Here is a 24,766-nt window from a genome sequence, read left to right as displayed (position 1 = left end):
TCGGTGGATATTCCCCTCTTTTCAAGAGGGGTGCCGAGCTTGCCTGACCACTCTAAAGTGGTCAGGCTTGCAAGGCGGGGTGTTTTTTAAAGCGCATCGGTGCTCAGCACCATAGAGTGGGCGGAAATATGGTCACCGCAGGTAAATTGAACAAACATAATTGATAAAGGGTGACTCCCGTGTCAGAAAAACAAGTAACGAAACAATTGAGTATTGAAATCAATGGGCAGTCATATGCGGTGAGTCCTGGTGAGATGATCATTGAGGTGGCGGATAGGCATGGCATTTATATTCCCCGCTTTTGTTATCATAAAAAACTCTCAGTGGCAGCCAATTGCAGAATGTGCCTGGTTGAAGTCGAAGGGGCAAGAAAACCGTCTCCTGCGTGTGCCACCCCCATTATGGATGGCATGAAGGTCTTTACCAAATCACCAACAACTATTTCTTATCAAAAGAAAGTTATGGAATTCTTACTCATTAATCACCCACTGGATTGTCCTATTTGCGATCAAGGTGGCGAGTGCGAGTTGCAAGATATTGCAATAGGTTATGGAGATGACGTTTCCAAGTACCACGAAACAAAGCGCGTATTTGATGATCCAAGTTTAGGTTCATTGATTGCCACTGACATGACGCGCTGTATTCAGTGCACGCGTTGTGTCCGCTTTGGTGAAGAAATCAGTGGCGATAAGGAGCTTGGCGCCATGGGGCGCGGAGACCACACCCAAATTAGCACCTATGTGGCAAAAACCGTTAATTCAGAGCTTTCAGGTAATATTATTGATCTGTGTCCCGTTGGGGCTCTGACCTCGAAGCCCTTTAGATTCCAGGCTCGTGCCTGGGAGTTGCAGCAATATCCAACGATTTCAGCGGCTGATGCGGTGGGGGCAAATATCTATGCGCATGTCAGACGTAACCAGCTGATGCGCGTTGTGCCCAAAGAAAATGAAGCAGTTAATGAGACATGGCTTGCCGATAAAGACCGTTTTTATTATACCGGCGTTTATAGTGAGGATCGCCTAACTGAGCCCATGATCAAGAAGAATGATCGTTGGGTTGAAGTGTCTTGGGAAGAAGCCCTAGATTTTATTAAAGTCGCGATTGAAGAGACCAAGGCACAGGATGGGGTAAATAGCATTGCAGCCCTTGCCTCTGAGTCGGCAACGACAGAATCGCTTTACTTACTGCAAAAACTGATACGCCAAATTGGTTCAAATAATATTGATACGCGCTTAAAACAAGGGGCGCATAAAACTTCACTGCATACTGGAGTTGGTTTTGATTGCCTCCTGGATGAAATTGAAAATGCTGATGCGGTCTTACTCGTTGGCAGCTACCTGCGTAAAGAGATTCCCTTGATTAATCATCGCGTTCATACGGCGTTCAAAAAGGGTTCCAGGGTATTTGCGTTAAATAGTCAGTACTATGATTTCAACTATGATGTTGAAACGATGCAAATCGAAGCGAATGAGCTTATTTATGCGCTGGCAAACCTGGTAAAGGCGGTATCTCAAAAAATTGCCACGCCTATTCAATCGACACAAGTTAAGAAAGTGATCGATAGCGTGGAAAGCTTGCCTGAGATTGAGGCGTTGGCAGCAGAGTTGATTTCCAGAGAAAATCCTGTACTTATTTTGGGATTTGATGCGATTTTGAATAAAGATTTTGCCGGAATTTGTGCGTTATTTAGCGAATTAAAACAACTGCTTCATGCAAAAGGTGGGGTGCTTAGCTTTGGTGCCAATGCCAGGGGTGCTCTACTGACTGGAGCAGCTTCAGAGTATTTGCCTGGAGGTCTTGAAAATCTGCAATCAGGAATGTCTGCTTCGTCAATTTTAAGTGCCAACACAAAACTGCTATTAACTTTCGGGATTGAACCCGAGTTGGATTATATCGATGGACGGAAAACGCTGGAAGCACTCAAGGCGATTGACATTGTTGCGGTATTTTCTGCTTACGCAACCGATGCGATGCGCGAATATGCCGATATCATATTGCCCATTTGCACACACTTTGAAGAAGATGGCTCATTTATTAATATTGTGGGACAAACACAACGCTTTAAGGCGGTTATTCCACCCTATGAAGCAAGTAAGCCATTATGGAAAGTATTGCGTGTATTAGCAAACTTGCTGGCACTTGATGGCTTTAGCTATCAATCGCTTGATGAGATTTATCAGGAATATGCCGCAATTGAAAAAGTCATGCCCCAAATTAACCCTGATAACTTACTAAGCAATGCTTTGCCAGAGCTTCAGGAGGGCTATACGGTGCTACCTGCCATTTCTATGTATAGCACCTTTGATACCTTAAGGCGTGGGAAGCCGTTACAAACAACCAAAGATGCTGCTTATTATCGAGCTTTGCGGATCTCAACGAAGTTTGCACAGCAAAAGTCACTGCAATCATCGACGAGAGCCATAGTGTCGATAGATGGTGAATCGGTTGAGCTTGGTGTCCTCATTGAGGAAGGTTTAGCGGCAAATACGATTATTGTGCCATTTCAACTTATGTCTCCTTGTCGCACTAAGTGGGCAAATGTTACAATCACGCCAGTTAAAACAGAGGTGGTGAGCGCATGATTTTAGATATTATATGGATTGTCCTTAAGGTCTTGTTGATTGTCGTTCCTTTGATTCTAGTCGTAGCGTACTATACCTATGCGGAGCGTAAAGTCATTGGCTATATGCAGGATAGAGTGGGTCCGAATCGCGTGGGCTCGTTTGGTCTTTTGCAACCGATTGTTGATGCGGTGAAACTGCTCCTAAAAGAAATCATCGTCCCTACGAAGTCAAACCGTTACTTATTTTTTATTGCACCAATGCTGGCATTTGCGCCTGCTTATGCCGCCTGGGCAGTAGTCCCATTTGGAAAGGGACTGGCACTTGCTGATATAAACGCAGGTGTTTTGTATATTTTGGCTATGACGTCCATTGCTGTTTACGGGGTGATTATTGCCGGTTGGGCGTCAAACTCTAAGTATGCAATGTTTGGCGCGTTGCGCGCAGCAGCTCAGGTGGTGTCATATGAGTTAGCGATGGGGTTTGCGATTATTGGGGTGTTGATTGCCGCAGGCTCACTTAATCTCAGTACAATTATTGAAACGCAACAAGGCGGTATCTGGCACTGGTACTTTATCCCATTATTCCCTCTGTTTATTATTTATTTTATCGCGGGTGTTGCAGAAACTGGACGCGCGCCCTTTGATGTGATTGAAGGCGAGTCTGAGATTATCGCAGGACACCATGTTGAGTATTCAGGTGCGCGCTTTGCTTTATTCTTTTTGGCGGAATATGCCAATATGATCTTGATCAGTCTATTAACAGCCGTGTTTTTCTTAGGTGGCTGGATGTCTCCATTTGATGGCATCCCCGTATTAGATCAATTCTTTAGTTTTGTCCCTGGAATGATTTGGCTGTTTTTAAAGACGGGTATCTTCATGTTTATGTATTTGTGGATTCGCGCTACTTTCCCAAGATACCGTTACGATCAGTTAATGCGTTTGGGCTGGAAAATATTTATTCCAGTGACATTAGTATGGGTTATTTTTGTGGCTTTCATGGTTAAACTTGGCTTAGGTCCTTGGTGGTAGGAGATTTATTAATGTTTAAAGCGATCAAACGCTATTGTCAGACCTTTTTGCTATGGGAGCTGCTAAAGGGTCTTAAGATTACGGGGAAGCACTTTTTTACCCGTAAAGTAACGGTACAATATCCAGATGAGAAGACCCCGCAATCAGGCAGGTTTCGCGGTCTGCATGCTTTAAGACGCTATGAAAATGGTGAGGAGCGCTGCATTGCCTGCAAATTGTGTGAGGTGGTGTGCCCCGCGCTCGCAATTACCATTGAAGCTGAACCACGCGAAGATGGCTCAAGGCGCACAACAAAATATGAAATTGATTTGTTTAAGTGCATCTTTTGTGGCTTTTGTGAGGAGTCATGTCCTGTGGATTCGATCGTTGAGACACGCGTGTTTGAATATCATTTTGAAAATCGTGGTGAAAATATTTTGACCAAGGCAAAACTCCTGGCAATAGGGGATAAATATGAAAAAGAAATTGCCCAGGATCGTGAAGCAGATAAGGCATTTAGGTAGGAACAGATGAGTGTTAATATTATCTTTTATGTATTTGCAGGGCTGACTGTTTTAGGGGCGCTGTTGGTCATCAGTGCCAAAAATCCAGTGCGCGCCGTTATCGCGAAAGTTTTTACTTTCTTTGCAGCCGCGGGCGTATGGCTGACGATGCAACAGGAGTACCTGGCACTACTTTTGATCGTGGTTTATGTCGGTGCGGTATTGGTGATGTTCCTGTTTGTGGTGATGATGCTGGATATCAATATTGTCATCAAACAGAAAAAATGGGTGCTTTACTGGCCGATCGTCATTTTACTGTGTGCTTGCCTTGCATTATTGATTTCAATCGTTGTGAGTCATACGTTTGCAGATAAAACGATGACAGGAGGCTTAGGCACAGTTGAGAGTCTGGGAGCTGAGATGTTTTCAAATAAATATCTTTATGCCTTTGAGCTTGCGGGCATGATTCTGTTGGCAGCAATGGTGGCAGCAATCACGCTGACCTTTCGTGGTAAAAAGCCAGGCAATAAATCGATTAATCCAAGCGTACAGATTAAAACGCAAGCCAAAGATCGCTTGAGCATGGTTAAAATGAAAGTAGAAAAAAGCGCAAAAGAAGCACAACAGAAATCTGATCAGGGAGAGCCTAAATGACTAGTATTCCCATACCTGTTACTCATTATTTAATTTTCAGTGCGATTATTTTTTCATTGAGCATTGCTGGTATTATCATTAATCGTCGTAACTTGCTGATTTTACTGATGTCCATTGAACTCATGCTACTTGCAGTTAATACTAACTTTATCGCCTTTTCGAGTATGCTTGCGCAAAGCACAGGCGATGTATTTGTGTTCTTTATTTTAACAGTAGCTGCGGCTGAAGCGGCAATAGGGCTTGCGATTGTTGTCGTACTTTTTAGGACACGTAAAACAATCGATGTCAGTCAACTTAATACACTAAAAGGCTAAGACGATGGGAATTGATTTTATTATTGCGATGCTTATCCTAGCTCCTGCCCTTGGCTCGATTGTAGCGGGATTTTTCTCGAAAAAAGTGCAATTGACAGGTGTTAGTTGTATTACCACAGGTCTTGTCATTTTATCCTTCGTATTAAGTCTGGTATTGGCACTAGGCGTATATCTGAATAATGAAGTTTATACGGCGACTTACTTTAACTGGGCATTATTCCCAAGCTTAGGTATGAAAGTGAGCTTCACCGTTGATAAGTTGTCTGTATTTATGATGTTGATCGTGACCTTTGTATCGGCTCTTGTGCATATCTATTCCATTGGATACATGAAGGGTGAGGCAGGTTATGCGCGCTTTTTTGCCTATATTTCTGGCTTTACTTTTGCGATGCTATGCCTCATTATGGGCAATAACTTCCTATTGTTATTCTTTGGCTGGGAGGGCGTTGGACTTTTTTCCTATTTATTGATCGGGTTTTACTTTGACAAAGATTCTGCCAATGAGGCGAGTTTACGTGCTTTTATTGTGAATCGCGTTGGTGATCTTGGATTTTTGTTGGGTATTGCCGCGGTAATTTATTATTGCAATTCGATGGATTACAGTACTGTATTTACAGAGGTGACTAATCTGGATAACACTCGGATGATCTCCTTTTTAGGTATGGAGTTTAGTCCGATTACCTTGATGTGTGTCTTATTGTTTATTGGGGCGATGGGTAAATCGGCACAGTTTCCATTACATACCTGGCTAGAAGGTTCAATGGAAGGTCCAACTCCCATATCCGCCTTGATTCACGCGGCGACCATGGTAACTGCTGGGGTGTTTATGGTGGCGCGCTTATCTCCGATGTTTGTGCATTCAGCAGCAGCACTTAGTTTTGTGATGATTATTGGGGCGATCACCTGTTTGTTTATGGGGCTTGTCGCGATTGTCCAGATGGATATTAAACGTGTGATCGCTTATTGTACCCTATCGCAATTGGGTTATATGATGGTGGCACAAGGGGCGTCAGGATTCTCAATTGGCATGTTCCATTTAATGACGCACGCGATGTTTAAGGCGCTTCTATTTCTGGCGGCAGGCTCAGTCATCGTAGCCCTCCACCATGAACAGGATATGCGCAAGATGGGTGGCTTAAGAAAATACATGCCGATTACCTATATCTGTATGATTATTGGTGGTTGGGCACTGGCGGCAATACCCCCATTTTCAGGTTTTTTCTCCAAGGATTTAATCATTGAAGCCGTTGCAGAAACTACCCTGCCCGGGCATGAATTTGCCTATTATCTTGTATTGGCCTGTGCTTTTGTGACCTCATTCTACATCTTTAGAATGATTTTTATGACCTTTCACGGTCAACCAAGAATGGATACGCATACGAAAACGCATACTAAAGAATCTCCATGGACTATTTTGCTGCCGCTGATTCTATTGGCGATTCCATCAATATTTGCGGGAATGTTATTTTTTGAATCAGCATTAACGCCAAATTTGGCTAATGCTAACGGTTTCTTTGGTAACACAATTGCGCAATATTCCCAACCTGCTTTAGGCAATATGACGATTGTTGCAAGCCTGGCACAAGAAGCTGCAACAAAAACGCCATGGGATTACATTGCGCATTCGGTACAGACCGTGCCGTTTTGGTTGGCAATTGGCGCATTGATTCTGGCTTATATTTTTTATGTGCTTATCCCAAGCATCCCCAAAACGTTGGCTAATGTGCGTTCAGGCGTTGGAATTCTGCACTACATCCTAGTGAAAAAATATTTCATCGATGGGCTTTATAATTTGATTTTTGTCAAGGGTGTCATTTTGTTGAGTAAGTTCTTATGGATTGTGGTTGATATCTTTATGATTGATAAGACCGCAGTTCAAGGTAGTGCGGACTTGATTTATTTTGCAGGAAGAAAGATGACGCGCATGCAACGCGGTTATTTATTTGATTACGCATTGGTAATGCTTATTGGTGTGGTGGCGCTGATCACATGGCTCATCTTTTGGGTGAATTGAGGCGGGTTTAAAGGAAGATTAATATTATGTTTATAACCAACTACTTATTGAGTTTGTTAATATGGGTGCCGATTATTGGTGGTCTTATCGTGTTGGCTGCCAAGTCTCCTGATGGCAAAAAGGAAGCTGCGCGCTGGAGCGCATTAGCCGTTGCCGTTTTAACTCTGCTCCTTTGCATACCTTTATACCTTGGGTTTGACCCAACCAGTGCCAGCATGCAGTTTGTCGAACGTGTGCGCTGGTTTAGCTTGTTTGCTAATAATGATGCCGTATATTATTACTTAGGTGTGGATGGTTTTTCCGTTTTATTCATTATCTTAACAAGTTTTACCAACATCGTGATCATCCTTGCTGCATGGCGTAGTATCACAGTGAGATTAAGACAATATATGGCGATCTTCCTGATTACCACAGGACTCACCAATGCGGTATTTATGGCACAGGATACAATGCTCTTTTATATTTTCTGGGAAGCGTTACTGATTCCGACAACCTTAGGTATCGGTATCTGGGGAGGCAAGCAAAAAGCCTATGCGGCGATTAAATATTTCCTGTACACTTTTTCAGGCTCAATTTTTCTGCTTCTCGCTTTTTTGTATATTCAACAGCAAGTCGCGGCATTGCCTGGTAGCAGTTTGGTTGACAGCGGGACTTTCTCAATTCAGAACTTTATTTTCTGGGCGACACAAGTCAACAATATGGGGCAGTTAGTGAATGTTACCTTAACGGCTCAGTGGCTTTTATTTGGCGCATTTTTCTTAGCCTTTGCGGTGAAAATCCCGATGTGGCCATTGCATTCCTGGTTGCCAGATGCGCACTCTGAAGCGCCTGCTGGGGGTTCGGTGGTTCTTGCGGCATTGATGCTTAAACTTGGTGCTTATGGTTTCCTGCGCTTTGTATTGCCATTGATTCCAAGCATTACCGCGTTGTTAGACTGGTTTTTAATCGGTATATCGCTTATTGCCATCGTCTATGTTGGCATTGTTGCTATCGCCCAAACTGACTTTAAACGTCTGATTGCCTACTCATCCATCTCACATATGGGATTGGTAACCTTGGCAATGTTTTCGATTTTTTTATTGGTAGAGCATAATCCAGATCCTGTGTTGGGAATGGCAGATGCACAGCTTGCGATTCAGGGTGCAATGTTTCAGATGATAGCTCATGCGTTTTCAGCGGGTGGTATGTTTATCGGTTGTGGCTATTTATATCTGAGAATGCACACACGCAATATCGCGGATTTTCAAGGAGTGGCACGATCCATGCCAGTCTTTGCAAGCTTTTTCATGTTGTTCTGCTTGGCAAATGTAGGCTTACCAGGAACCAGTGGTTTTGTCGGGGAGTTCCTGATTATTTTAGCCGTGTTTAAATATTCGATTTGGGTAGCCTTAATTGCCGGGCTGACAATGATTATTGCTCCAGCCTATACCCTTTGGATGTATAAGCGTGTATTTTTCGGTAAAATTGTGACAACTCAGGTTGCCAATTTAAAGGACATTGCAGGACTGGAAGTTTTTGTGTTAGTGTTATTGGCGATTCCAACGATCTGGTTTGGGGTTTATCCAGAACTAATTTTACAATTATCTTCAGCGGCCTCAACACACATCATACAGGCGGCACATGCCGTGGCAATAGGGTAACGACAAATGATATTAATGAATATTTCAACGATATTTCCTGAAATCACTTTGGGTGCTGCAGCATTGGTTGTAATGCTTGCAGATTTATTCCTGGGTAAGAAAATTAAGAATATCGCCTATATCTTGACGCAGATTTCTTTGATCATTGCTGCCTGGATCTTATTGAAATCGCTGCTCACGCACGTCCATGTCGGTTTTGAAGGGCAAACCTTATCGAATGAATTAACCTTTGTTTTGCAGGAAGTTATCGTTCTTGTGGCATTTTTTGTCTTTATATATTGTAAGGAATACATCGAGGATAGGCAGTTGCCGCAAGGTGAGTTTTATGTGTTAGCCCTGTTGTCTATCTTAGGCGCGATAGTATTGACTTCAGCACATAGTCTACTCACCATCTACATTGGCTTAGAGCTTTTATCTTTGCCTCTATATGCGCTTTTGGCAATTCGTCGAGGCTTTGCCATAGGTGCGGAAGCTGCGATCAAGTACTTTGTATTAGGGGCGATTGCGTCAGGTCTCCTTCTTTATGGCATGTCGTTTATTTATGGGGTGACAGGCAGTCTGGATCTTTCAGAGATTGGTAAATTTTTAGCAACACCTGATGAAGTGCATTCAAAAATTGTGCTTATTGCAATGGTGCTGATGATTGCCACCGCCACCTTTAAACTAGGAGCTGTACCATTTCATATGTGGGTGCCTGATGTGTATGAGGGATCACCAAATGCAGTGACGGCATTTTTAGCCTCAGTACCCAAAGTGGCAGCCTTTGCAATGTTGGTAAATATTTTAATGATTGGCATGCCAGCTCAAGTGTTTGCGTGGACGAAAGTATTGACGGTGCTGGCAGTTCTTTCGATTTTCTTAGGTAATTTACTGGCGTTAGCGCAGAAAAATGTCAAACGGATGCTGGGCTATTCAACGATTTCCCATATTGGTTTTGTACTATTGGCACTGGTGCTGAAGCCAGATGCTTTTGCTGTTTCTACCGCATTATTCTACATCGTGATCTATGTGCTTACCTCGGCTGCGGCTTTTGGTGTGCTGATCGTGTTAAGCGTCAAGGGTAATGAGGTTGAACATTTGGCGGATTTTGCAGGTCTTAATCGTCGCAACCCATGGGTTGCTTTTCTGATGTTGATCGTGATGTTTTCGATGGCAGGAATCCCGCCATTATCAGGGTTTACCGCCAAACTATTTGTTATTATGGGCTTAGTTGATACAGACAATATTGGTCTGGCGATTTATGCTTTGGTCATGTCCGCGATTGCCTGTTACTACTATTTGCGCGTAATCAAATCGATGTACTTTGATCCGCCCAAAAACCAAACCCCAGTCTATGCCAACAAAGTGACGCTGTTTGGTCTGAGCATTAACGCAGGTCTTATTCTACTTCTTGGTCTATTCCCTACACTGTTGGTAGCTCTTATTGTCCCTGTTTATGGGTTGTTTTAGCCGTCTAGAAGAGGGCGAGATGTGCTTGGAAAATGATAAGCAATGGTCATTGCTGGCGATCACTTTCCTAAGAACCGTGCACGAGAGTTTCCCGTCACACGACTCAAGCCTCTCAAAGGCGTTTTGTGTTGTCCAGCTATCCTTAAGTAATACCGACATTGCAGCAGCCTAGCCTGGTATTTAATGCTATAACCTCTGCGTATGGCAGAGGGGTGAGAAATCCAGCGCAGAAAGTTTTTAAACGGTGATTTGGGCGCGGTTTTTAACCTGACCACTTGAAAGTGGTCAGGTTAAAACTCGTTTCACTCAAACAGTTAAAAACCTTCTTGCACCCAAAGCGCCTAAAACTTTCCATGCGCACAGAGCATCTGAGGCTTATGGTTACACCAGGTTCTGAGGGATGGGTAGCTTACTTGCCCATTAAAGTTTTTAGCCAAGGAAAATGGAGTAGATTTTTGTATGTTTGAGTGATATGCACGAGTTTGCAAAAATTCCATTTTACTGGCGTTAAAAAGCTTGTAGGACAAGCTTTTTGGTTTCTTTTTTCGGGAAAAAAGAAACTGCCGAAAGTAATTTATCGCGGGCATATCGAAACTATTGATAGTTTGACAACTGCCAGGCTTTGCAAAAGCAGCGCAATAACGGTTGCGGGAAGCTCTTGCTGAGTTTGGAGTATTGATTTTGCAGCTGAATATAAAACCATGTCACAGAAAGACTCTGATCTTGATGAGTGGTTTGACAGTTATGAAGAGCCACCAGCCTAAAGGTATCTTAAAGATGGGGAATTGCATGGCAATCGGGTAATGTTATAATCCGCACAGTTTTAACCAAGGTAGTTGATCATGCCCATCCAGAAATATTTAGATCCTAAGAACGATATTGCCTTTAGGCGCTTATTTGGCACCGAGAAAAACAAGGGCATCCTGATTCATTTTTTAAATGACGTGCTGGCTCGCGCGAGCCGCATTGAAAGCGTAGAGTTTCTGCCCACCATTTACTTGCCTGAGGTGCATGAACAGCGCATAAGCATCGTCGATGTGATGTGCCAGGATCAAAATGGCAACAAATTTATCATCGAAATGCAGGTGGTTTCGACTCTGGAGTATCTCAAGCGCGCACAGTACTATGCCTCACGTGCCTATATTGGGCAGCGTGTCAAAAAGCTCGAGTATAAAGATTTGAAAGAAGTGGTTTTCCTCGCGATCTGTAACAAAACCATTCTGCCAGAACATAATCACTATATTTCCTATCATGTGATGCTTGAGCAAACCACCCATAAGAATTATCTTAAAGATTTTAGTTATACCTTTATCGAGCTGGACAAATTCCATAAGTCCGCGGATGAGCTCACCAGCATTCTGGATAAATGGATTTACTTTTTCAAACATGCCGAAGAAGGCGAGCATTTCCCCAGTCACCTTATGCAAGAGGTAACGATTCACGAAGCCTTAGATGAAATGAAGTCATTTAACTGGACAGAAGAAGAACTTTTGGCATATGAGAAAATCGAGGATGAGCATTATGCTTATGTGAATAATATGGAGATTGCCAAAGCAGAGGCTAGAGCGGAAGGAATTGTCAAGGGCAAATTTGAGGTAGCGAAGAATTTAAAACAATTGGGTCTTACGGATGAGCAAATATCCGCAGCAACTGGCTTAAGTGTGGGCGAGCTTAAACAATTGAAATAAGGTCTTAATGTGCTTTCACCAGCCAGCAAGCCCGTGCCAAGATCTCAAGAAAAGTGATGCTTCAAACAGCACATCCTGCAAATTTTTTCTGCATGTACAGATAAAAGCGCTTTTAAATAATGGCTAAACCCTCTAATCTAGGGGCATAATCAAATAAGATGCTATTTTATGAACTTGAACTTTAAACACTTTGTTTTTGATTTGGATAATACGCTTTATTCGGCGAGTTCCACGTTTTTTGACCTGCAATTAAGTAATATGTCTGACTTTATCGTTGAAAAACTCAAGGTGACAAGAAAAGAAGCGGAATTTTTACGCGAAGAATATTATCACAGCTTTGGCACGACCATGCACGGTTTAATGCATCATCATGGGGTCGATCCGTATGAATTTTTGGCGGTGGTTGATAATGTGCCCTTGGAACGTTTGCAGCTTAATGATGAGCTTCTGGGTTTGCTCAGTGAGCTTAAGCTTAAAGGCAAGCATTTGTCGATTTTTACCAATGGCTCGCTTTATCATGCAAATCGAGTCATGTCTAAGCTTACGCTGGATAAAATCATCCACGATGTCGTCACACTAGAGTGCACTGGGTTGGTACCAAAACCCAATCCAGAAGCCTACCAGTATTGTTTTGATCGTTTGAGCATAGATCCAAGGCAGGCGGTGTTCTTTGAAGACTCATCGCATAATCTTATCCCCGCAAAACAAATGGGCATGACAACTGTGTTGGTAAATGCCGATGACACCGCACACGCACGCTTTATTGCTCACCCAGAAATCGATTATTTTGTTGAGGATGTGTCAAGCTTTTTAAAAGGGGAATTCTTAGAGAAGCGCGCATAACTTAATGGCACTAAGTTAAGCTGTTTTTAGGACTAGCCCGTCCGCTTCGCATTGTCCTCCAGCTGCGCGCAGAGCTTACAGCGCTCAGCCTTGAGAGCATAAAGCAGTTTATGCTCTCCAAGACGGGCTTCGCCCCCTTCGCTAACGAAGGGGAATTAGGCGGTGCGCTTTCAGAAAATTCCCCTTCACTTGTGAAGGGGTGCCGAGCCTCTGCGAGGCGCGGTAGTTATTGCTTAACTTAGTGCCATTAGCGCATAATTCACCCTGGATTGAATGGCAAGTCACGAGGGGAAAATCTACGGTTTTACATCAGCCAGGGAGTGAGAGACTGACAGAATAGTCACACGCTTCATTCGGGCAGACCTTTTGTTCACCATCTTTTTTAGTTGTTTTGTGCAATAGAATGGGGGAGTGGCACTTAGGGCATTGTTCTTCAATGGGAGGATACCAAAATGAGTTTTTGCATTTGGGGAAGCCTGCGCAGGTGTAGAACACTTTGCCTTTGCGTGATTTCTTTTCGACAAAATTATTCTTTTTGCATTTAGGACATTGAATTCCTAAATCCTTTGGCTTCTCCAGTGGTTCCATATGCTTGCATTTGGGATAACTTGAACAACCAATAAACTTGCCATATCTTCCCTGTTTAATGAGTAGATCTGACGCGCACTCAGGGCATTTGCGATCTGGTACAATTTCAGGTGCTTCTTTTTCAACGGGTTCCTCATTATCCTTGACGATTGCACGCGTGTAAGTGCACGCAGGGTAATTGGTACAACCGATAAAGCGTCCTGTGCGACCAAGGCGAATGGAAAGCTTATGCCCGCATTCAGGGCAGTCCTCATTCATTTCTTCATGCGTGACATCACTCTTTTTCACCGTAGCATCAATCTCTGTGACCTGCTGGATAAATGGCTGCCAGAATTTTTCAAGCACGGGGATCCATTCGATTTTACCCTCAGCAATGTTATCGAGTTCATCTTCGAGTTTTGCCGTAAAAGTATATTCAACATAACGGTGAAAATAATCGGTGAGAAAGCTATTAACGATACGTCCAACATCGGTTGGACTAAAGCGTTTTTTCTCTAAAATCGCATAATCACGTTGCTGTAGCGTGGAGATAATCGTGGCATAAGTTGATGGACGCCCAATGCCGTATTCTTCCAGTGCCTTAACCAGTGAAGCTTCGGTGTAACGCGGTGGGGGTTCGGTAAAATGCTGCTTACCAATAATATCAACCACAGGCACTCTCTCACCCTGGTTAAACTCGGGTAAAATAAGCCCTTCACTATCATCACCAGCATCATCTTCGTCCTTTGCTTCTTGATAGACGGCTAAAAATCCGGGACTTGCGATAACCGATCCTGTGGCCTTGAAGATATGCGCCTCATTCTGAGTGACAAAATCAATGGCAACGGTGTCCATTAAGGCGTGAATCATCTGGCAGGCAATCGTACGCTTCCAGATCAGATCATAGAGCTTAAATTGCTCATTAGATAAAAAAGCCCGGACATCTTCAGGTTTGCGCCAAGCTGAGGTAGGGCGAATGGCTTCGTGTGCTTCCTGGGCATTTTGGTTTTTGGTTTTATAAATGCGTGCGCTGCTTGGCAGATGGTCCTGACCATATTCTTTGACAATGAAAGTGCGAAGTTCAGTAAGCGCTTCCTGCGATAGATTAGTTGAATCAGTACGCATGTAAGTAATTAAACCCACGGCACCCTCACTTCCTAACTCAATACCTTCATACAGCTGTTGAGCTAACATCATGGCTTTTTTGGTGGTAAATCCAAGCTTTCGCACAGCATCTTGCTGTAACGTTGATGTGATAAAAGGAGGCAGTGGATTGCGTTTCTTTTGCTTCTTTTCAATGGCATTGACGATGAGCTCGCCATTGGCATCTTTCTTAATAAGACTCAAGGCATTTTGGGCATCCACTTCATTGGTGAAGCTAAATTGTTCGCACTTTTGCTGATTAAACTGCACAAGCTTAGCCATAAATTTCTTGTGTTTTTTAAGCTCTGCCGTGACACTCCAATATTCTTTGGATTCAAATGCCTCTATCTCAAGCTCACGTTCAACGATCATTCTAAGAGCAGGACTTTGCACACGCCCGGCTGAAAGTCCGCGGCGCACTTTTTTCCATAAAAGTGGCGAAAGCTTAAAGCCCACAAGAAAATCGAGTGCTCGCCTTGCTTGTTGGGCGTTGACTAGGTCCATCGCAAGTTCGCGTGGATTAGCTACTGCGGCATTAACTGCTGACTTGGTGATTTCATTAAAAGCAATGCGATGAACCGTTTTATCCTTAAGGAGGTTTGCCTCGTTTAAAAGCTCATAAATATGCCAGGAAATCGCCTCCCCTTCGCGATCTGGATCTGTTGCCAGATAAATTTCCTGAGCCGATTTTGCTGATTTTTTGATAGCATCAATATGACGCTTGTTGCGTTCAATCAGCTGATATTTCATTTTAAAATGATCATCGACATCCACCGATGTCTCCTTGGGCTCCAGATCACGAACATGACCGTAAGATGCAAGAATTTCAAAATCATTACCTAAATATTTTTGTATTGTCTTGGATTTTGCAGGAGATTCCACAATAACAAGGTTTTTCGCCATAATATTTTTCTTAACTTTATTTATCAAAAATTAATCTAACCAGTTTTCCGTGCGCTGCCAACTACTTTGTGCGTAAAAGTGCAGCAGCTGCAGTGAAACCTGAACCAAAAGCACAAAGAGCAACTGTTTTGTCTGCCGATTGCTTATCGAGTGTTTCACTTAGTGCAATAGGAATCGTACACGATGAGGTGTTTCCAAAGCGAGCGATGTTGCTATACAAAGTTCCAGGGTGCATTTTTAAGCGCTTTTCTACCGCATTTGAGATACGCTGATTGGCTTGATGAGGAATCACTAGATCGACACTGTTTAGCGCGATATTGGCTTGCTGACAACATTTGTGCATGATCATCGACATGGTTTTAACCGCAAAGGTGAACAGTTTTTTGCCTTGCAATTGGGTGTACTTCGATTCAGCCGTTGGAATGTTAAGCACTTCTCCACTTTCAGCAATTGCGGTCAATGAGATTTCCTCAATAACTGCTCTGGAATCTTTTTGATACTGATCACCGTTAATAATGGTAGCAGTGGCAGCATCACCAAATAAAAATGCCGTATCAAAATCCGTCGGATCCATGCGTTTTGTCATGTATTCAGCAGTGATTAAAAGCACCCGCTTATTAGGTCTTGTTTGCAAATAATCGCGTGCATTTTGCAGCGCATACAAGTAACCGCTGCACGCTGCATTGATATCATAGGCGGGGATATGGTGTTCACCATAAGCTTGGTAGAGTCTTTCTAAAATCAAGCAGACCATGGATGGTGATATGTATTGATCAGGGGTTGTCGTTGCGCAAATCACCATATCAATATCAGCAAGACCTAAGTTGCCCTTTGTCAAAGCCTCTGTGGCAACTTCTGCTGCAAGCTCAACGATATTCTCATCATCCTTAAGCCAAAACCGTGATTCAATTCCCGTGCGATCAATGATGTCATGGGAGTTGTGTTCAGGGAAATGCTTTAATAGCTCATCATTAGTGACTAATCTTGATCCTGTTTTAAAGCTTGGTGTGCTTATCCCTACAGGGTAGATGCTGTGCTGCTTATTTTGTCTTGCGATTTCTTCTTGAATCTTGCGCGTTAATATTGGGCGCTTTTGAGTTTTTTGCTCATCATGGGAGCCCTCGGGTAGGCGCAGTTTTAATAAGTTATCACCAACGCTGGCACGCTCTGATTGTGTCACATAAATCTCTTCAATGGTGCCATTACTTGGAGATAAAATTTCCCCTGCTGATTTACTTGCCTCCAGATCAACCAATTTATCACCAACTTTGATCTTATCCCCTACTTTAACGTGTAGCTCAGTGATTAACACGCTCTCATCAGATGGGCTCGCACCAATTACCTCAACATTGTAAAAGCCTGCATCATTGCGATTTTTCACCTCCCATTCAAGAGAAAGGTCTAAAAGCCCTGCCGCCGCAGTTAGGATGCGTTCATAGGAAGGCAAAACTTCCATTTGATTGTCAAAGTTGCACGGTACATAAGTATCGGCACGTGTAACGCGTTTGACTTTAATCGGATGCTTGGCGTTTTCAGCCACAGAAGCAATCAAATCACCACCAACGCCACAAGTAAGATTATCTTCATGCGTGACGATTAAATGTCTGGTTTTTTCAGCTGATGCTAAGACCGTTTGCAAATCATAAGGCTTAATCGTGCGCAGATCGATGATTTCACTGTCAATGCCCACGGTTTCGAGGGTTTCAGCAACTTCTTGGCACAAGGATACCGTATTTCCCCAGCCAATAAGAGTTAAATCTGACCCCGCTTTAACAATTCGCGCCTTACCCACAGGCACGAGTTGTTTATCGACATCGGTAGAAGTTGTGTCTTCAACGCTGGCATTGTTAAGTAACTTTTTAGGGTACAAAAATACGCTAGGGCGATTAGATTCAAAGGCAGCATTCAACATGCCAGCAGCATCTGCGGCATTTGAAGGCATGTAGACATCAATGCCAGGAATGTGCGCAAAGGTCCCCTCATTGGTTTGTGCATGAAATGGTCCTAAACCTGGGCGGTAGCCACCACACGCGGCAAAGATGATTACGGGGCATTCCCAATCACCATTAGAGCGCCAGTACATGGTGGCTAATTCTGTAAAAAGCAGGTTGTACGCGGGAGGCATAAAATCAGCAAACTGGATAAACGCAACAGGACGTTTGCCAGTAAGCGCCATTCCAATGGTGACCCCCATGATGGTCGCCTCTGCTAATGGACTATTAACAACGCGTCCTGGAAATTGTGTCGATAAACCTTTGGTGACGCCAAAGACATCTCCTTTCTCATCTTCAATATCTTCTCCCAAAAGGCAAACGCGATCATCACGAAGTAAGCGCTGGCGAAATACCTCACGCATGGCGGCCCCCATTCCAAGGCGTGTTAGCTGAGAAAAGTCACCACGATACTCGTGCGCATGGGGTAAGAGATGTGCTGGAAGTGGCGATTCAGCATCAAAGCAAGGTTGTGGGGTGGAGCCTTTTAACGCCAGCTCCATCGCTTCTTTAACGCATTGTAAAGTTTTTGCCTCCATTTCCTGTAAGAAATTTTCTTTGACGCCATGTGCCAGTAAAAATTCGCGACTTAAAGTGACAGGATCTCGTTGTAAGATAGACTTCAGTTCGTCATGATGGCGATAAATGCGATGATCATCCGCGTTGCTATGGCTATTTAAACGTTCAACTTTAAATATGATGATGTGCGGCGCGCGATCTTTGCGCATAGTGCTAATGATGCTCCCAATTTTCTCATGTTCTGCAAAAGGCTTAGTACCATCGATATGGCTAATTGGAATATCATAAAACCGATCAGGTTGTGATTGATCAGGTAGTGAAAAGAAAGTTTTACCTCGCGTTTTTGTGGAAATAGCATAGTCGTTATCCTGGACTACAAACAGAACAGGTAACTGGCGGCGCTTTGCTTCAGCAAAAGCTTCTAGAACTTCACCCTGTTGCGTCGTACCGTCACCCATGCCACAGTAGACAACAGGATGGTCAGCCTGGTTTTTGATACTTTGGGCGATCCCCACTGCGGGCAATGCCTGATTGCCAACGGGCGTAATGATGCTGACAATATTGAGTTTACGTTCACTTACGCCAATAACCATTTGGCGTCCATTAGAAACCCCTTCGGCTTTGCATAATGAGCTGTAAAAAAACGTTTTAGCTTCCATGCCGCGGGCGTGCATAAGAGGCTTGTCACGGTAATGGCAATGTAGCCAATCCTGAGGTTTAAGATATTCAGCAAATATAGCGGCACCTTCGTGTCCTTTGGATGAGGCTAGAAAGTTGGCTTTGCCACTATTAACCATTTCGGCTTCAGTATTATCAATTTGACGGATGCTATACATTTTCTGATAGCAGTGAATAAGCATGTCTAAGTTCGCAATTTTTGCGTTCATTGATGGAGGTTCCTTAAAAAATATCCACAATTTAAAGTAGCTGGGATTTTAGTGTGATAAATATTGGTAAAGTTCGCCATCAATGTCAAATGCAAATCATGCAAATGGCTTAAATGTGCTCAAAAATATGAGTGATCGGGTGGTTTTTGGTGTTTTAAATTGAGGATTGTTGGGAGATCAAGAGCAATATCTTTTTAACAGTTCTTGCATGACCTTATTGCATACCTTGCGTATCCAACGATTTTTTTTGTCATGCTTTAAATGCTGAGGGTAAGAGAGCTTAAGGGGAGTCTCTGCGGGTGAAAAAGGTAGTGGAAGGTAATTTTTATTAAATATTCGCGCAGTGATTGTTGAGGCGGTCATGACGTAATGATCCTGCAACAGCTCAGTCGCCATTTTTAAGCTGCTGATTTGAAGCATTATATTGCGTGGGTCGGGTATTCCTAACATGTTTGGCAGCTGATGGATGCCTGATTGTTCTAAGAGGATAATATGAGGTGCTTGCAGATATTCTTCATAGCTAATGGATTGCTTGTGCTCATCAAAATAGCGATCGTATATGAGCACTCCAGTTTCATTGCCGTAAATTTCATCACAAAAGCCTTCGATATGTGTTGGAATACCAATAACCACATCTATGTTTTGTGTGGGGTGCCCATGCTTTGGCAAGGTTGTACATGAAAGCATCGTCATATTGATTTTATGTTGTGAATGATAACTTAACAATTCATCAATGAGCATCTTTGCACAAGCTTCATAGAATGCTTCTGTCATTTGGATTGTGATCACAGTGGGTGTGGTGTGAGGATCAAAATCATGCTCTGGAATCAAAGCGAGCATTTCATCCGTAATGCGTATGATTGGGTTGACCATATCGCGGGCTTTTGGTGTTAGCTTCATTTTGTTGCCATCACGTACGAGGATAACATCCTTAAACATCGTCCTTAGTCTACCCAAGCGCATAGTGATGGCAGGTTGAGAAACATTCATCAATCTGGCAGTGGTGCTGACATTCTTTTCTATCAGCAGGTGTCGTAAAATGATTAAATCGCTACTATCCATGGCAAAAACCTCCAATTTTAATTTGCGAGCGTATTGTGTTCTTTAGGTAGACAGTAGCATAATATTTCGTTAAATCCATTTCAGGCTTATAAGAGTTACTGATTATCTTTGCATAGCTGAGAATTCCATTTTTAATGAAAAGGGTACAACAAATAGCGATAAAGAAAGCGTGAATTTTATTGAGTGTAAGCTTGATCTGCTTTAAGCTCTCTTCTTCCAGAGAAGCAAGCTAAGAAAAGTATAAAATGTCAGAATATAGACCTGCGAGATTTGCGATGCTATTTGCGCCCATTCTCAGCATGTGTATTTTAACCATTGGTAACACGTTTTATACAACGTATACGAGGATTGAGCTTGCGCGGATGGGGCAGAGTAATTTCATCGTAGGCTTAATCTCAACGGCTTACTTTACAGGGATGGTATTAGGCTCTTATTTTAGTCAGCGACTTATTTTGCGCATAGGGTTTATTCGTGCTTATGCACTATTTGCTACTTTAATGGCAGCAGGGGCAATGGCGCAAGGAATCTTCTACGATGTTAACATCTGGGCGATAGCGCGTTTTATGTGTGGCTACGCGTTGGCTGGGCTTTTTATCGTTGTCGAAGCATGGTGTTTAGAAGGGGCGGGAAGTAAACATAAAGGGCTTTTTTTGTCGATCTATTTGTTTATTTATTACTTTGTACAGGCGTCAGGGCAATTTTTACTTAATATTCCATTTGAAAGCGTGTTGTTGGCATTTGCTGTTATCTCAATTTTGGCATCGCTTTCTATTATTCCCGTGTGTTTAACGTGTTTTGCAACACTAAAGCAAGAACATACGGCGCTACTTTCACCGATTATTTTATTTAATGGGATCTTGACAGCAATGGCAGCGGGAATGATCTTAGGCAGCATTTACACTATCTACCCTTTATTTCTAAGACAGGTGGATATGCCAGTCCACACCATATCTTATCTTATGTTTGCGATTATTTTAGGTGGTATGTTATTACAATTGCCTATCGGTAAAATTTCTGATTTGACTGATAGAAGACTTGTGTTATTGGTCATGCTGGCAAGTTCGGTATTGGTTGCAGTATTGATTTGCATTTTACACAATAGTTTTTGGCAATTAGCGATTCTTTCGTTTATTTTAGGTGGGATTACGTTTACTTTTTATCCCTTGTCGATCAGTTACTCAAGCGACTATTTAGAGGCTGATCAGCTGGTTGGTGTTGTTGGGATTTTAGCGTTATCTTATGGGGTCGGCTCCATGTTTGGACCGCTCATCACCACCTGGTTTATGTCGATCTTTGGACCTTTTGGATTTTTTACATTTATTGGTTTTGTATCCTTTTTATTGGGTGTATATACGTTGTGGCGATTACGTGTGCATCAAGCTGCCAAACAAGATGAGAAGGTGGCCTTTCAAAGTGTATCTGCCGAGACTTCAGTTGCCACAGAAAATGCACTAGAGCAGCAGTTGATTGAGGAAAAAGAAAATACATCGAACTCACGTTAAATAAGCTCGTGCAGGCTGGTAACGACCCAATACTTTGTTACAATACATTTTTAATCTTTAAGAATAACGATTGGTTATTAGCGATGAGTATGGAAAAAGCATTGTCATTGGTCAATGTCAATAAAATCTATAAAGGGGGCTTGCATGCCGTTAAAGATGTGAGCTTTGATGTTTATGTGGGAGATTTTTTTGCGCTTTTGGGACCTAATGGCGCAGGGAAATCGACGACCTTAGGCATGATTTCTGCTTTGGTGAATAAAACCAGTGGGAGCATTAAAGTATGTGGGTTTGACACCGTCAAAGAGCCATTTATGGCACGCAAGCACCTGGGTGTCATGCCGCAAGAGATTAACCTGAATATCTTTGAAACGCCCATGCAGATATTGCTCGCGCAAGCGGGTTTTTTTGGCATAGATCGTGCAACCACAAAACCCTATGCTGAAAAATTGCTGAAAGACATGGCGTTATGGGATAAAAGAGATACGCAAGTGAGATTCTTATCGGGGGGGATGAAGCGAAGACTCATGGTTGCGCGTGCACTTATTCATAAACCCAAAGTGTTGATTCTTGATGAGCCAACGGCGGGCGTGGATGTTGAACTACGTCAATCCTTATGGACGCAAATGCGTGCATTAAATGAAGCGGGTTTAACGATTATTTTGACAACACATTATCTGGAAGAAGCTGAGAGTATGTGCAATCGCATTGCCTTGATTCACCAGGGGCAATTGCATACCAGCTCAGATATGAAATCACTTTTGCGCTCTGTCGAGAAAGAAACCTATGTTTTTGATTTAAAAAATGCCATAAATCACGAGCAAATACAGTGTGAGTTTGGCAATTGTGCGTTAGTGGATGCGACAACACTTGAAATTGAAGTCGATAAAACGATTACGCTTAACCAACTGTTTGTCGAACTAACCAAACAGAATATTGAAGTCTTGAGTGTAAAAACCAAGACCAACAAGCTTGAGAAATTATTTATTGATGTGGCAAGAAACAAAGCATAGGTAACAAACATGACATTAAGAGAATACTGGGTTATTTATTACACCATTTTAAGAAAGGAAATTGTGCGCATCTTGCGTATTTGGCCACAGACTTTATTGCCTTCAGTGATTACGATTAGTTTGTATTTTTTAATTTTTGGTAAGGTAGTGGGATCTCATATAGGCACCATGGATGGTTTTGACTATATGCGATTTATCACCCCGGGGCTCGTGATCATGGCGGTGATTAATAATGCCTATGCCAATGTGGTGGGCTCCTTTTATGGTGCGCGCTTTAGCCGTGCGATTGAAGAGATTCTGGTATCACCTGCAACTAATCATCTGATTATCTTGGGATATATTTCAGGTGGCATTGTGCGCGGTATAGCTGTTGGCGTATTGGTAAGCATCGTCGCAGTGTTATTTGGTGGGATTTCGCTGCATTTAAATGCCTTATTACTCATCATATTATCCTTTATTCTGTGTGGTGCATTATTTTCGTTAGGAGGGTTATTAAATGGTATTTTTTCACAAAAGTTTGATGATACAACAATCTTCCCAACTTTTGTGCTAACCCCACTTATTTATTTAGGTGGCGTGTTTTATAGTTTAAATTCCTTGCCACCCTTTTGGCAGCACATTGCCCAATATAATCCGCTGTTTTATATCGTCGATTTTGTGCGATTTGCTTTTATTGGACATTCATCGATTAATCCGACCATTGCCTTTGTCACAATTGTTGCCTTTATTATTGTTTTATATGGTTTGGCATGGTATTTATTATCGTGGGGCATACGTTTGAAGTCTTGAGATCCTTATGAAAATTGCTGCTGTTCAATTAAATTATATCGTTGCTGATTTTGACTACAACTTTACACAAATAAGTCAGGCGATAAAAACGCATCAAGAGGCTGATTTGATCGTGTTTTCCGAGTTGTGCATTATCGGTTATTACCCTTATGATCTACTCACTTATCCCGAAATCATTGAAAAACAACATGAGATTGTTGAGAGGATCAAAGCGCTAAGCGCAGAGCTTAATACAGCAGTAGTCATTGGTGTTGCTACACCCATACCAGGGCTTAAAAAGTTTTATAATAGCGCGCTGGTGATTGCTCATGGTGCAGTTGTTTACACCTATCATAAGCAATTGATTCCAGGCTATGGGGTGTTTGATGAAACAAGACATTTTATTAGCGGTGAAAATGCTCAGTTAAGCTTTGTATTAAAAGGTAAAAAATTGGCTATTTTGATTTGTGAAGATATTTGGTATAACAACCATCAAGGTTATTTAAAAAATCCCGTCGATGGTCTGCCAGATAGTCTTGATGCTTTGATTGTACTTAATGCCTCGCCCTCAATATTAGGTAAGTTTCAGCAGCGTTTGGATATAGTTTCAAGGATTGCCAAACAAATCCAGGCACCAATAATTTATAGCTCACAAGTGGGGGGATATGATGAGCTTGTTTATGATGGCGCAAGTTTTGTCTGTAATACTGAAGGAGCGCTGATTGCCCTGGCGCAAAGCTTTAAGGAAGGTAGTCTAAGCAGTGATTTAAACAATTTATCCGAAACCATGATCAGTCCTCCTTATGAAAATAAACCGCAGGAGCTTATTTTGCAGCAGCTTATCTGCGGCTTAAGAGACTATGTACATAAATGTGGGTTTAGGGGTGCCGTCGTAGGTTCGTCTGGTGGGATTGATAGTGCGTTGACGTTAGCCATTGCAACCTTGAGTCTGGGTAAATGTAACGTTAAAGCGATCACTATGCCATCGATTTATTCTTCCAAAGGTTCAATCGATGATTCAGTGGTACTTTGCCAGAATCTTGGGATAGAGTTATTTACGCGTGACATCAATGACGAGTTCTTACTAACGTGTGAGAACTTTACAAAAGCCTTTGGACGCGAGCCTAAAAAACTCACCCAGGAGAATATGCAGGCGCGTATTCGTGGGCGGATTGTGATGGAATATGCTAACGATAGTGGCTTATTGATGCTGACAACCGGTAACAAAAGTGAGTTGGCAGTAGGATATGCAACGCTTTATGGCGATATGTGCGGAGCTTTAAATTGCATTGGGGATTTATACAAGAATGACGTTTACGCGCTATCAAATTATATCAATGAAAAATATGGTGAGTTAATCCCCCAAAGCGTCATTGATAAAGCGCCATCGGCTGAGTTAGCAGAGGGACAGAAAGACGCTGACAGCTTGCCTGATTACTTTTATTTAGACGCGATGCTTAAGCTTTATCTAGAGCGAGATTTATTGGCAGAAAGTGAAATTAAAGGTTTGCAAACAATCGTTGATCAAGTGGAGGTGAGTGAGCAAAAAAGGATTTATCGCATGGTTGAGTTGGCTGAATTTAAGAGAAAACAGGCGCCACAAATTTTATTTATCCAGCGCCGCCCATTTGGTATTGGGCGCAGAATGCCAACGACGGCAAGGTTTAACAAATAATTGGAATACACCTATAACTGAACTTTAGGCATTTGACAAAGATGGAAATTGCGCAGGGAACTG

The 24,766-nt window shown here is 42.6% G+C and carries 18 protein-coding genes; 15 read left to right on the top strand and 3 right to left on the bottom strand.

Annotation, left to right across the window (positions count from 1 at the left end; all coding sequences use genetic code 11):
- Positions 1-179 precede the first annotated feature (179 nt).
- The 11 genes from nuoG (at position 180) to CU053_RS00210 (ending at position 12,676) form a co-directional block, all read left to right on the top strand.
- On the top strand, positions 180-2,582 hold the full coding sequence (nuoG, locus tag CU053_RS00260; RefSeq protein WP_158106877.1) for an NADH-quinone oxidoreductase subunit NuoG: 2,403 nt from the start codon (positions 180-182) through the stop codon (positions 2,580-2,582).
- Entirely contained in the window at positions 2,579-3,592 is a 1,014-nt protein-coding gene (gene nuoH, locus CU053_RS00255; RefSeq protein ID WP_100551416.1) for an NADH-quinone oxidoreductase subunit NuoH, read from the top strand. The genes nuoG and nuoH overlap by 4 nt, the downstream gene beginning before the upstream one ends.
- 11 nt (positions 3,593-3,603) lie before the next feature.
- Positions 3,604-4,095: an NADH-quinone oxidoreductase subunit NuoI gene (nuoI, locus tag CU053_RS00250; RefSeq protein ID WP_100551417.1), complete on the top strand. Its 492-nt coding sequence runs from the start codon at positions 3,604-3,606 to the stop codon at positions 4,093-4,095.
- Between the two features lie 6 nt (positions 4,096-4,101).
- Positions 4,102-4,728 (top strand): NADH-quinone oxidoreductase subunit J, encoded by a 627-nt coding sequence (locus CU053_RS00245; protein ID WP_100551418.1) that lies wholly within the window; start codon positions 4,102-4,104, stop codon positions 4,726-4,728.
- Entirely contained in the window at positions 4,725-5,042 is a 318-nt protein-coding gene (nuoK, locus tag CU053_RS00240; protein WP_100551419.1) for an NADH-quinone oxidoreductase subunit NuoK, read from the top strand. Before CU053_RS00245 ends, nuoK begins: the two co-directional genes overlap by 4 nt.
- Positions 5,043-5,046: 4 nt before the next feature.
- Complete coding sequence (nuoL, locus tag CU053_RS00235) at positions 5,047-7,056, top strand: NADH-quinone oxidoreductase subunit L (protein WP_100551420.1); 2,010 nt, start codon at positions 5,047-5,049, stop codon at positions 7,054-7,056.
- 26 nt (positions 7,057-7,082) lie between these two features.
- Positions 7,083-8,696 (top strand): complex I subunit 4 family protein, encoded by a 1,614-nt coding sequence (locus CU053_RS00230; RefSeq protein ID WP_100551421.1) that lies wholly within the window; start codon positions 7,083-7,085, stop codon positions 8,694-8,696.
- A 6-nt stretch (positions 8,697-8,702) separates the two neighbouring features.
- Positions 8,703-10,145 carry an NADH-quinone oxidoreductase subunit NuoN gene (gene nuoN / locus CU053_RS00225; protein WP_233263289.1) on the top strand — a complete coding sequence of 481 codons (1,443 nt, stop codon included), beginning with the start codon at positions 8,703-8,705 and terminating at the stop codon, positions 10,143-10,145.
- 25 nt (positions 10,146-10,170) lie between these two features.
- Positions 10,171-10,317, top strand: coding sequence for a hypothetical protein (locus CU053_RS00220; RefSeq protein ID WP_158106876.1), 147 nt, complete (start codon positions 10,171-10,173; stop codon positions 10,315-10,317).
- A gap of 670 nt (positions 10,318-10,987) precedes the next feature.
- Positions 10,988-11,833, top strand: coding sequence for an Rpn family recombination-promoting nuclease/putative transposase (locus CU053_RS00215; protein ID WP_158106875.1), 846 nt, complete (start codon positions 10,988-10,990; stop codon positions 11,831-11,833).
- A 168-nt stretch (positions 11,834-12,001) separates the two neighbouring features.
- On the top strand, positions 12,002-12,676 hold the full coding sequence (locus CU053_RS00210) for a pyrimidine 5'-nucleotidase (protein ID WP_100551423.1): 675 nt from the start codon (positions 12,002-12,004) through the stop codon (positions 12,674-12,676).
- 309 nt (positions 12,677-12,985) lie between these two features.
- On the opposite strand, the gene topA is transcribed toward CU053_RS00210, so the two are convergent.
- The 3 genes from topA to CU053_RS00195 all read right to left on the bottom strand — a co-directional run bounded on the left by topA (position 12,986) and on the right by CU053_RS00195 (position 19,748).
- Positions 12,986-15,289 carry a type I DNA topoisomerase gene (gene topA / locus CU053_RS00205; RefSeq protein WP_100551424.1) on the bottom strand — a complete coding sequence of 768 codons (2,304 nt, stop codon included), beginning with the start codon at positions 15,287-15,289 and terminating at the stop codon, positions 12,986-12,988.
- A gap of 61 nt (positions 15,290-15,350) precedes the next feature.
- Complete coding sequence (locus CU053_RS00200; RefSeq protein ID WP_100551425.1) at positions 15,351-18,686, bottom strand: beta-ketoacyl-ACP synthase 3; 3,336 nt, start codon at positions 18,684-18,686, stop codon at positions 15,351-15,353.
- 177 nt (positions 18,687-18,863) lie between these two features.
- Entirely contained in the window at positions 18,864-19,748 is an 885-nt protein-coding gene (locus CU053_RS00195) for a LysR family transcriptional regulator (RefSeq protein WP_100551426.1), read from the bottom strand.
- A gap of 245 nt (positions 19,749-19,993) precedes the next feature.
- Between CU053_RS00195 and CU053_RS00190 the strand changes: the two genes are divergently transcribed.
- The 4 genes from CU053_RS00190 to CU053_RS00175 all read left to right on the top strand — a co-directional run bounded on the left by CU053_RS00190 (position 19,994) and on the right by CU053_RS00175 (position 24,703).
- On the top strand, positions 19,994-21,250 hold the full coding sequence (locus CU053_RS00190; protein WP_100551427.1) for an MFS transporter: 1,257 nt from the start codon (positions 19,994-19,996) through the stop codon (positions 21,248-21,250).
- A gap of 83 nt (positions 21,251-21,333) precedes the next feature.
- Positions 21,334-22,260 carry an ABC transporter ATP-binding protein gene (locus CU053_RS00185; protein WP_100551428.1) on the top strand — a complete coding sequence of 309 codons (927 nt, stop codon included), beginning with the start codon at positions 21,334-21,336 and terminating at the stop codon, positions 22,258-22,260.
- 9 nt (positions 22,261-22,269) lie between these two features.
- Positions 22,270-23,049 (top strand): ABC transporter permease, encoded by a 780-nt coding sequence (locus CU053_RS00180; RefSeq protein WP_100551429.1) that lies wholly within the window; start codon positions 22,270-22,272, stop codon positions 23,047-23,049.
- A gap of 7 nt (positions 23,050-23,056) precedes the next feature.
- Positions 23,057-24,703, top strand: a complete 1,647-nt coding sequence (locus tag CU053_RS00175; protein ID WP_100551430.1) for an NAD+ synthase — start codon at positions 23,057-23,059, stop codon at positions 24,701-24,703.
- Positions 24,704-24,766 lie beyond the last annotated feature (63 nt).

The organism is Caedibacter taeniospiralis, from assembly GCF_002803295.2.
Taxonomy (GTDB): domain Bacteria; phylum Pseudomonadota; class Gammaproteobacteria; order Francisellales; family Francisellaceae; genus Caedibacter; species Caedibacter taeniospiralis.
The sequence above is the reverse complement of the archived record's forward strand: the minus strand, read 5'-3'. Positions and strand labels throughout refer to the sequence as shown.

What these genes read in the sequence shown, in the direction of transcription:
- CU053_RS00175 (WP_100551430.1), top strand. Translation starts at nt 23,057, where the DNA reads ATGAAAATTGCTGCTGTTCAATTAAATTATATCGTTGCTGATTTTGAC.
- CU053_RS00215 (WP_158106875.1), top strand. Translation starts at nt 10,988, where the DNA reads ATGCCCATCCAGAAATATTTAGATCCTAAGAACGATATTGCCTTTAGG.
- CU053_RS00190 (WP_100551427.1), top strand. Translation starts at nt 19,994, where the DNA reads ATGTCAGAATATAGACCTGCGAGATTTGCGATGCTATTTGCGCCCATT.
- CU053_RS00180 (WP_100551429.1), top strand. Translation starts at nt 22,270, where the DNA reads ATGACATTAAGAGAATACTGGGTTATTTATTACACCATTTTAAGAAAG.
- nuoK (WP_100551419.1), top strand. Translation starts at nt 4,725, where the DNA reads ATGACTAGTATTCCCATACCTGTTACTCATTATTTAATTTTCAGTGCG.
- CU053_RS00195 (WP_100551426.1), bottom strand. Translation starts at nt 19,748, where the DNA reads ATGGATAGTAGCGATTTAATCATTTTACGACACCTGCTGATAGAAAAG.
- CU053_RS00230 (WP_100551421.1), top strand. Translation starts at nt 7,083, where the DNA reads ATGTTTATAACCAACTACTTATTGAGTTTGTTAATATGGGTGCCGATT.
- nuoH (WP_100551416.1), top strand. Translation starts at nt 2,579, where the DNA reads ATGATTTTAGATATTATATGGATTGTCCTTAAGGTCTTGTTGATTGTC.
- nuoL (WP_100551420.1), top strand. Translation starts at nt 5,047, where the DNA reads ATGGGAATTGATTTTATTATTGCGATGCTTATCCTAGCTCCTGCCCTT.
- CU053_RS00200 (WP_100551425.1), bottom strand. Translation starts at nt 18,686, where the DNA reads ATGAACGCAAAAATTGCGAACTTAGACATGCTTATTCACTGCTATCAG.
- topA (WP_100551424.1), bottom strand. Translation starts at nt 15,289, where the DNA reads ATGGCGAAAAACCTTGTTATTGTGGAATCTCCTGCAAAATCCAAGACA.
- nuoN (WP_233263289.1), top strand. Translation starts at nt 8,703, where the DNA reads ATGATATTAATGAATATTTCAACGATATTTCCTGAAATCACTTTGGGT.
- CU053_RS00210 (WP_100551423.1), top strand. Translation starts at nt 12,002, where the DNA reads ATGAACTTGAACTTTAAACACTTTGTTTTTGATTTGGATAATACGCTT.
- CU053_RS00245 (WP_100551418.1), top strand. Translation starts at nt 4,102, where the DNA reads ATGAGTGTTAATATTATCTTTTATGTATTTGCAGGGCTGACTGTTTTA.
- CU053_RS00185 (WP_100551428.1), top strand. Translation starts at nt 21,334, where the DNA reads ATGAGTATGGAAAAAGCATTGTCATTGGTCAATGTCAATAAAATCTAT.
- nuoI (WP_100551417.1), top strand. Translation starts at nt 3,604, where the DNA reads ATGTTTAAAGCGATCAAACGCTATTGTCAGACCTTTTTGCTATGGGAG.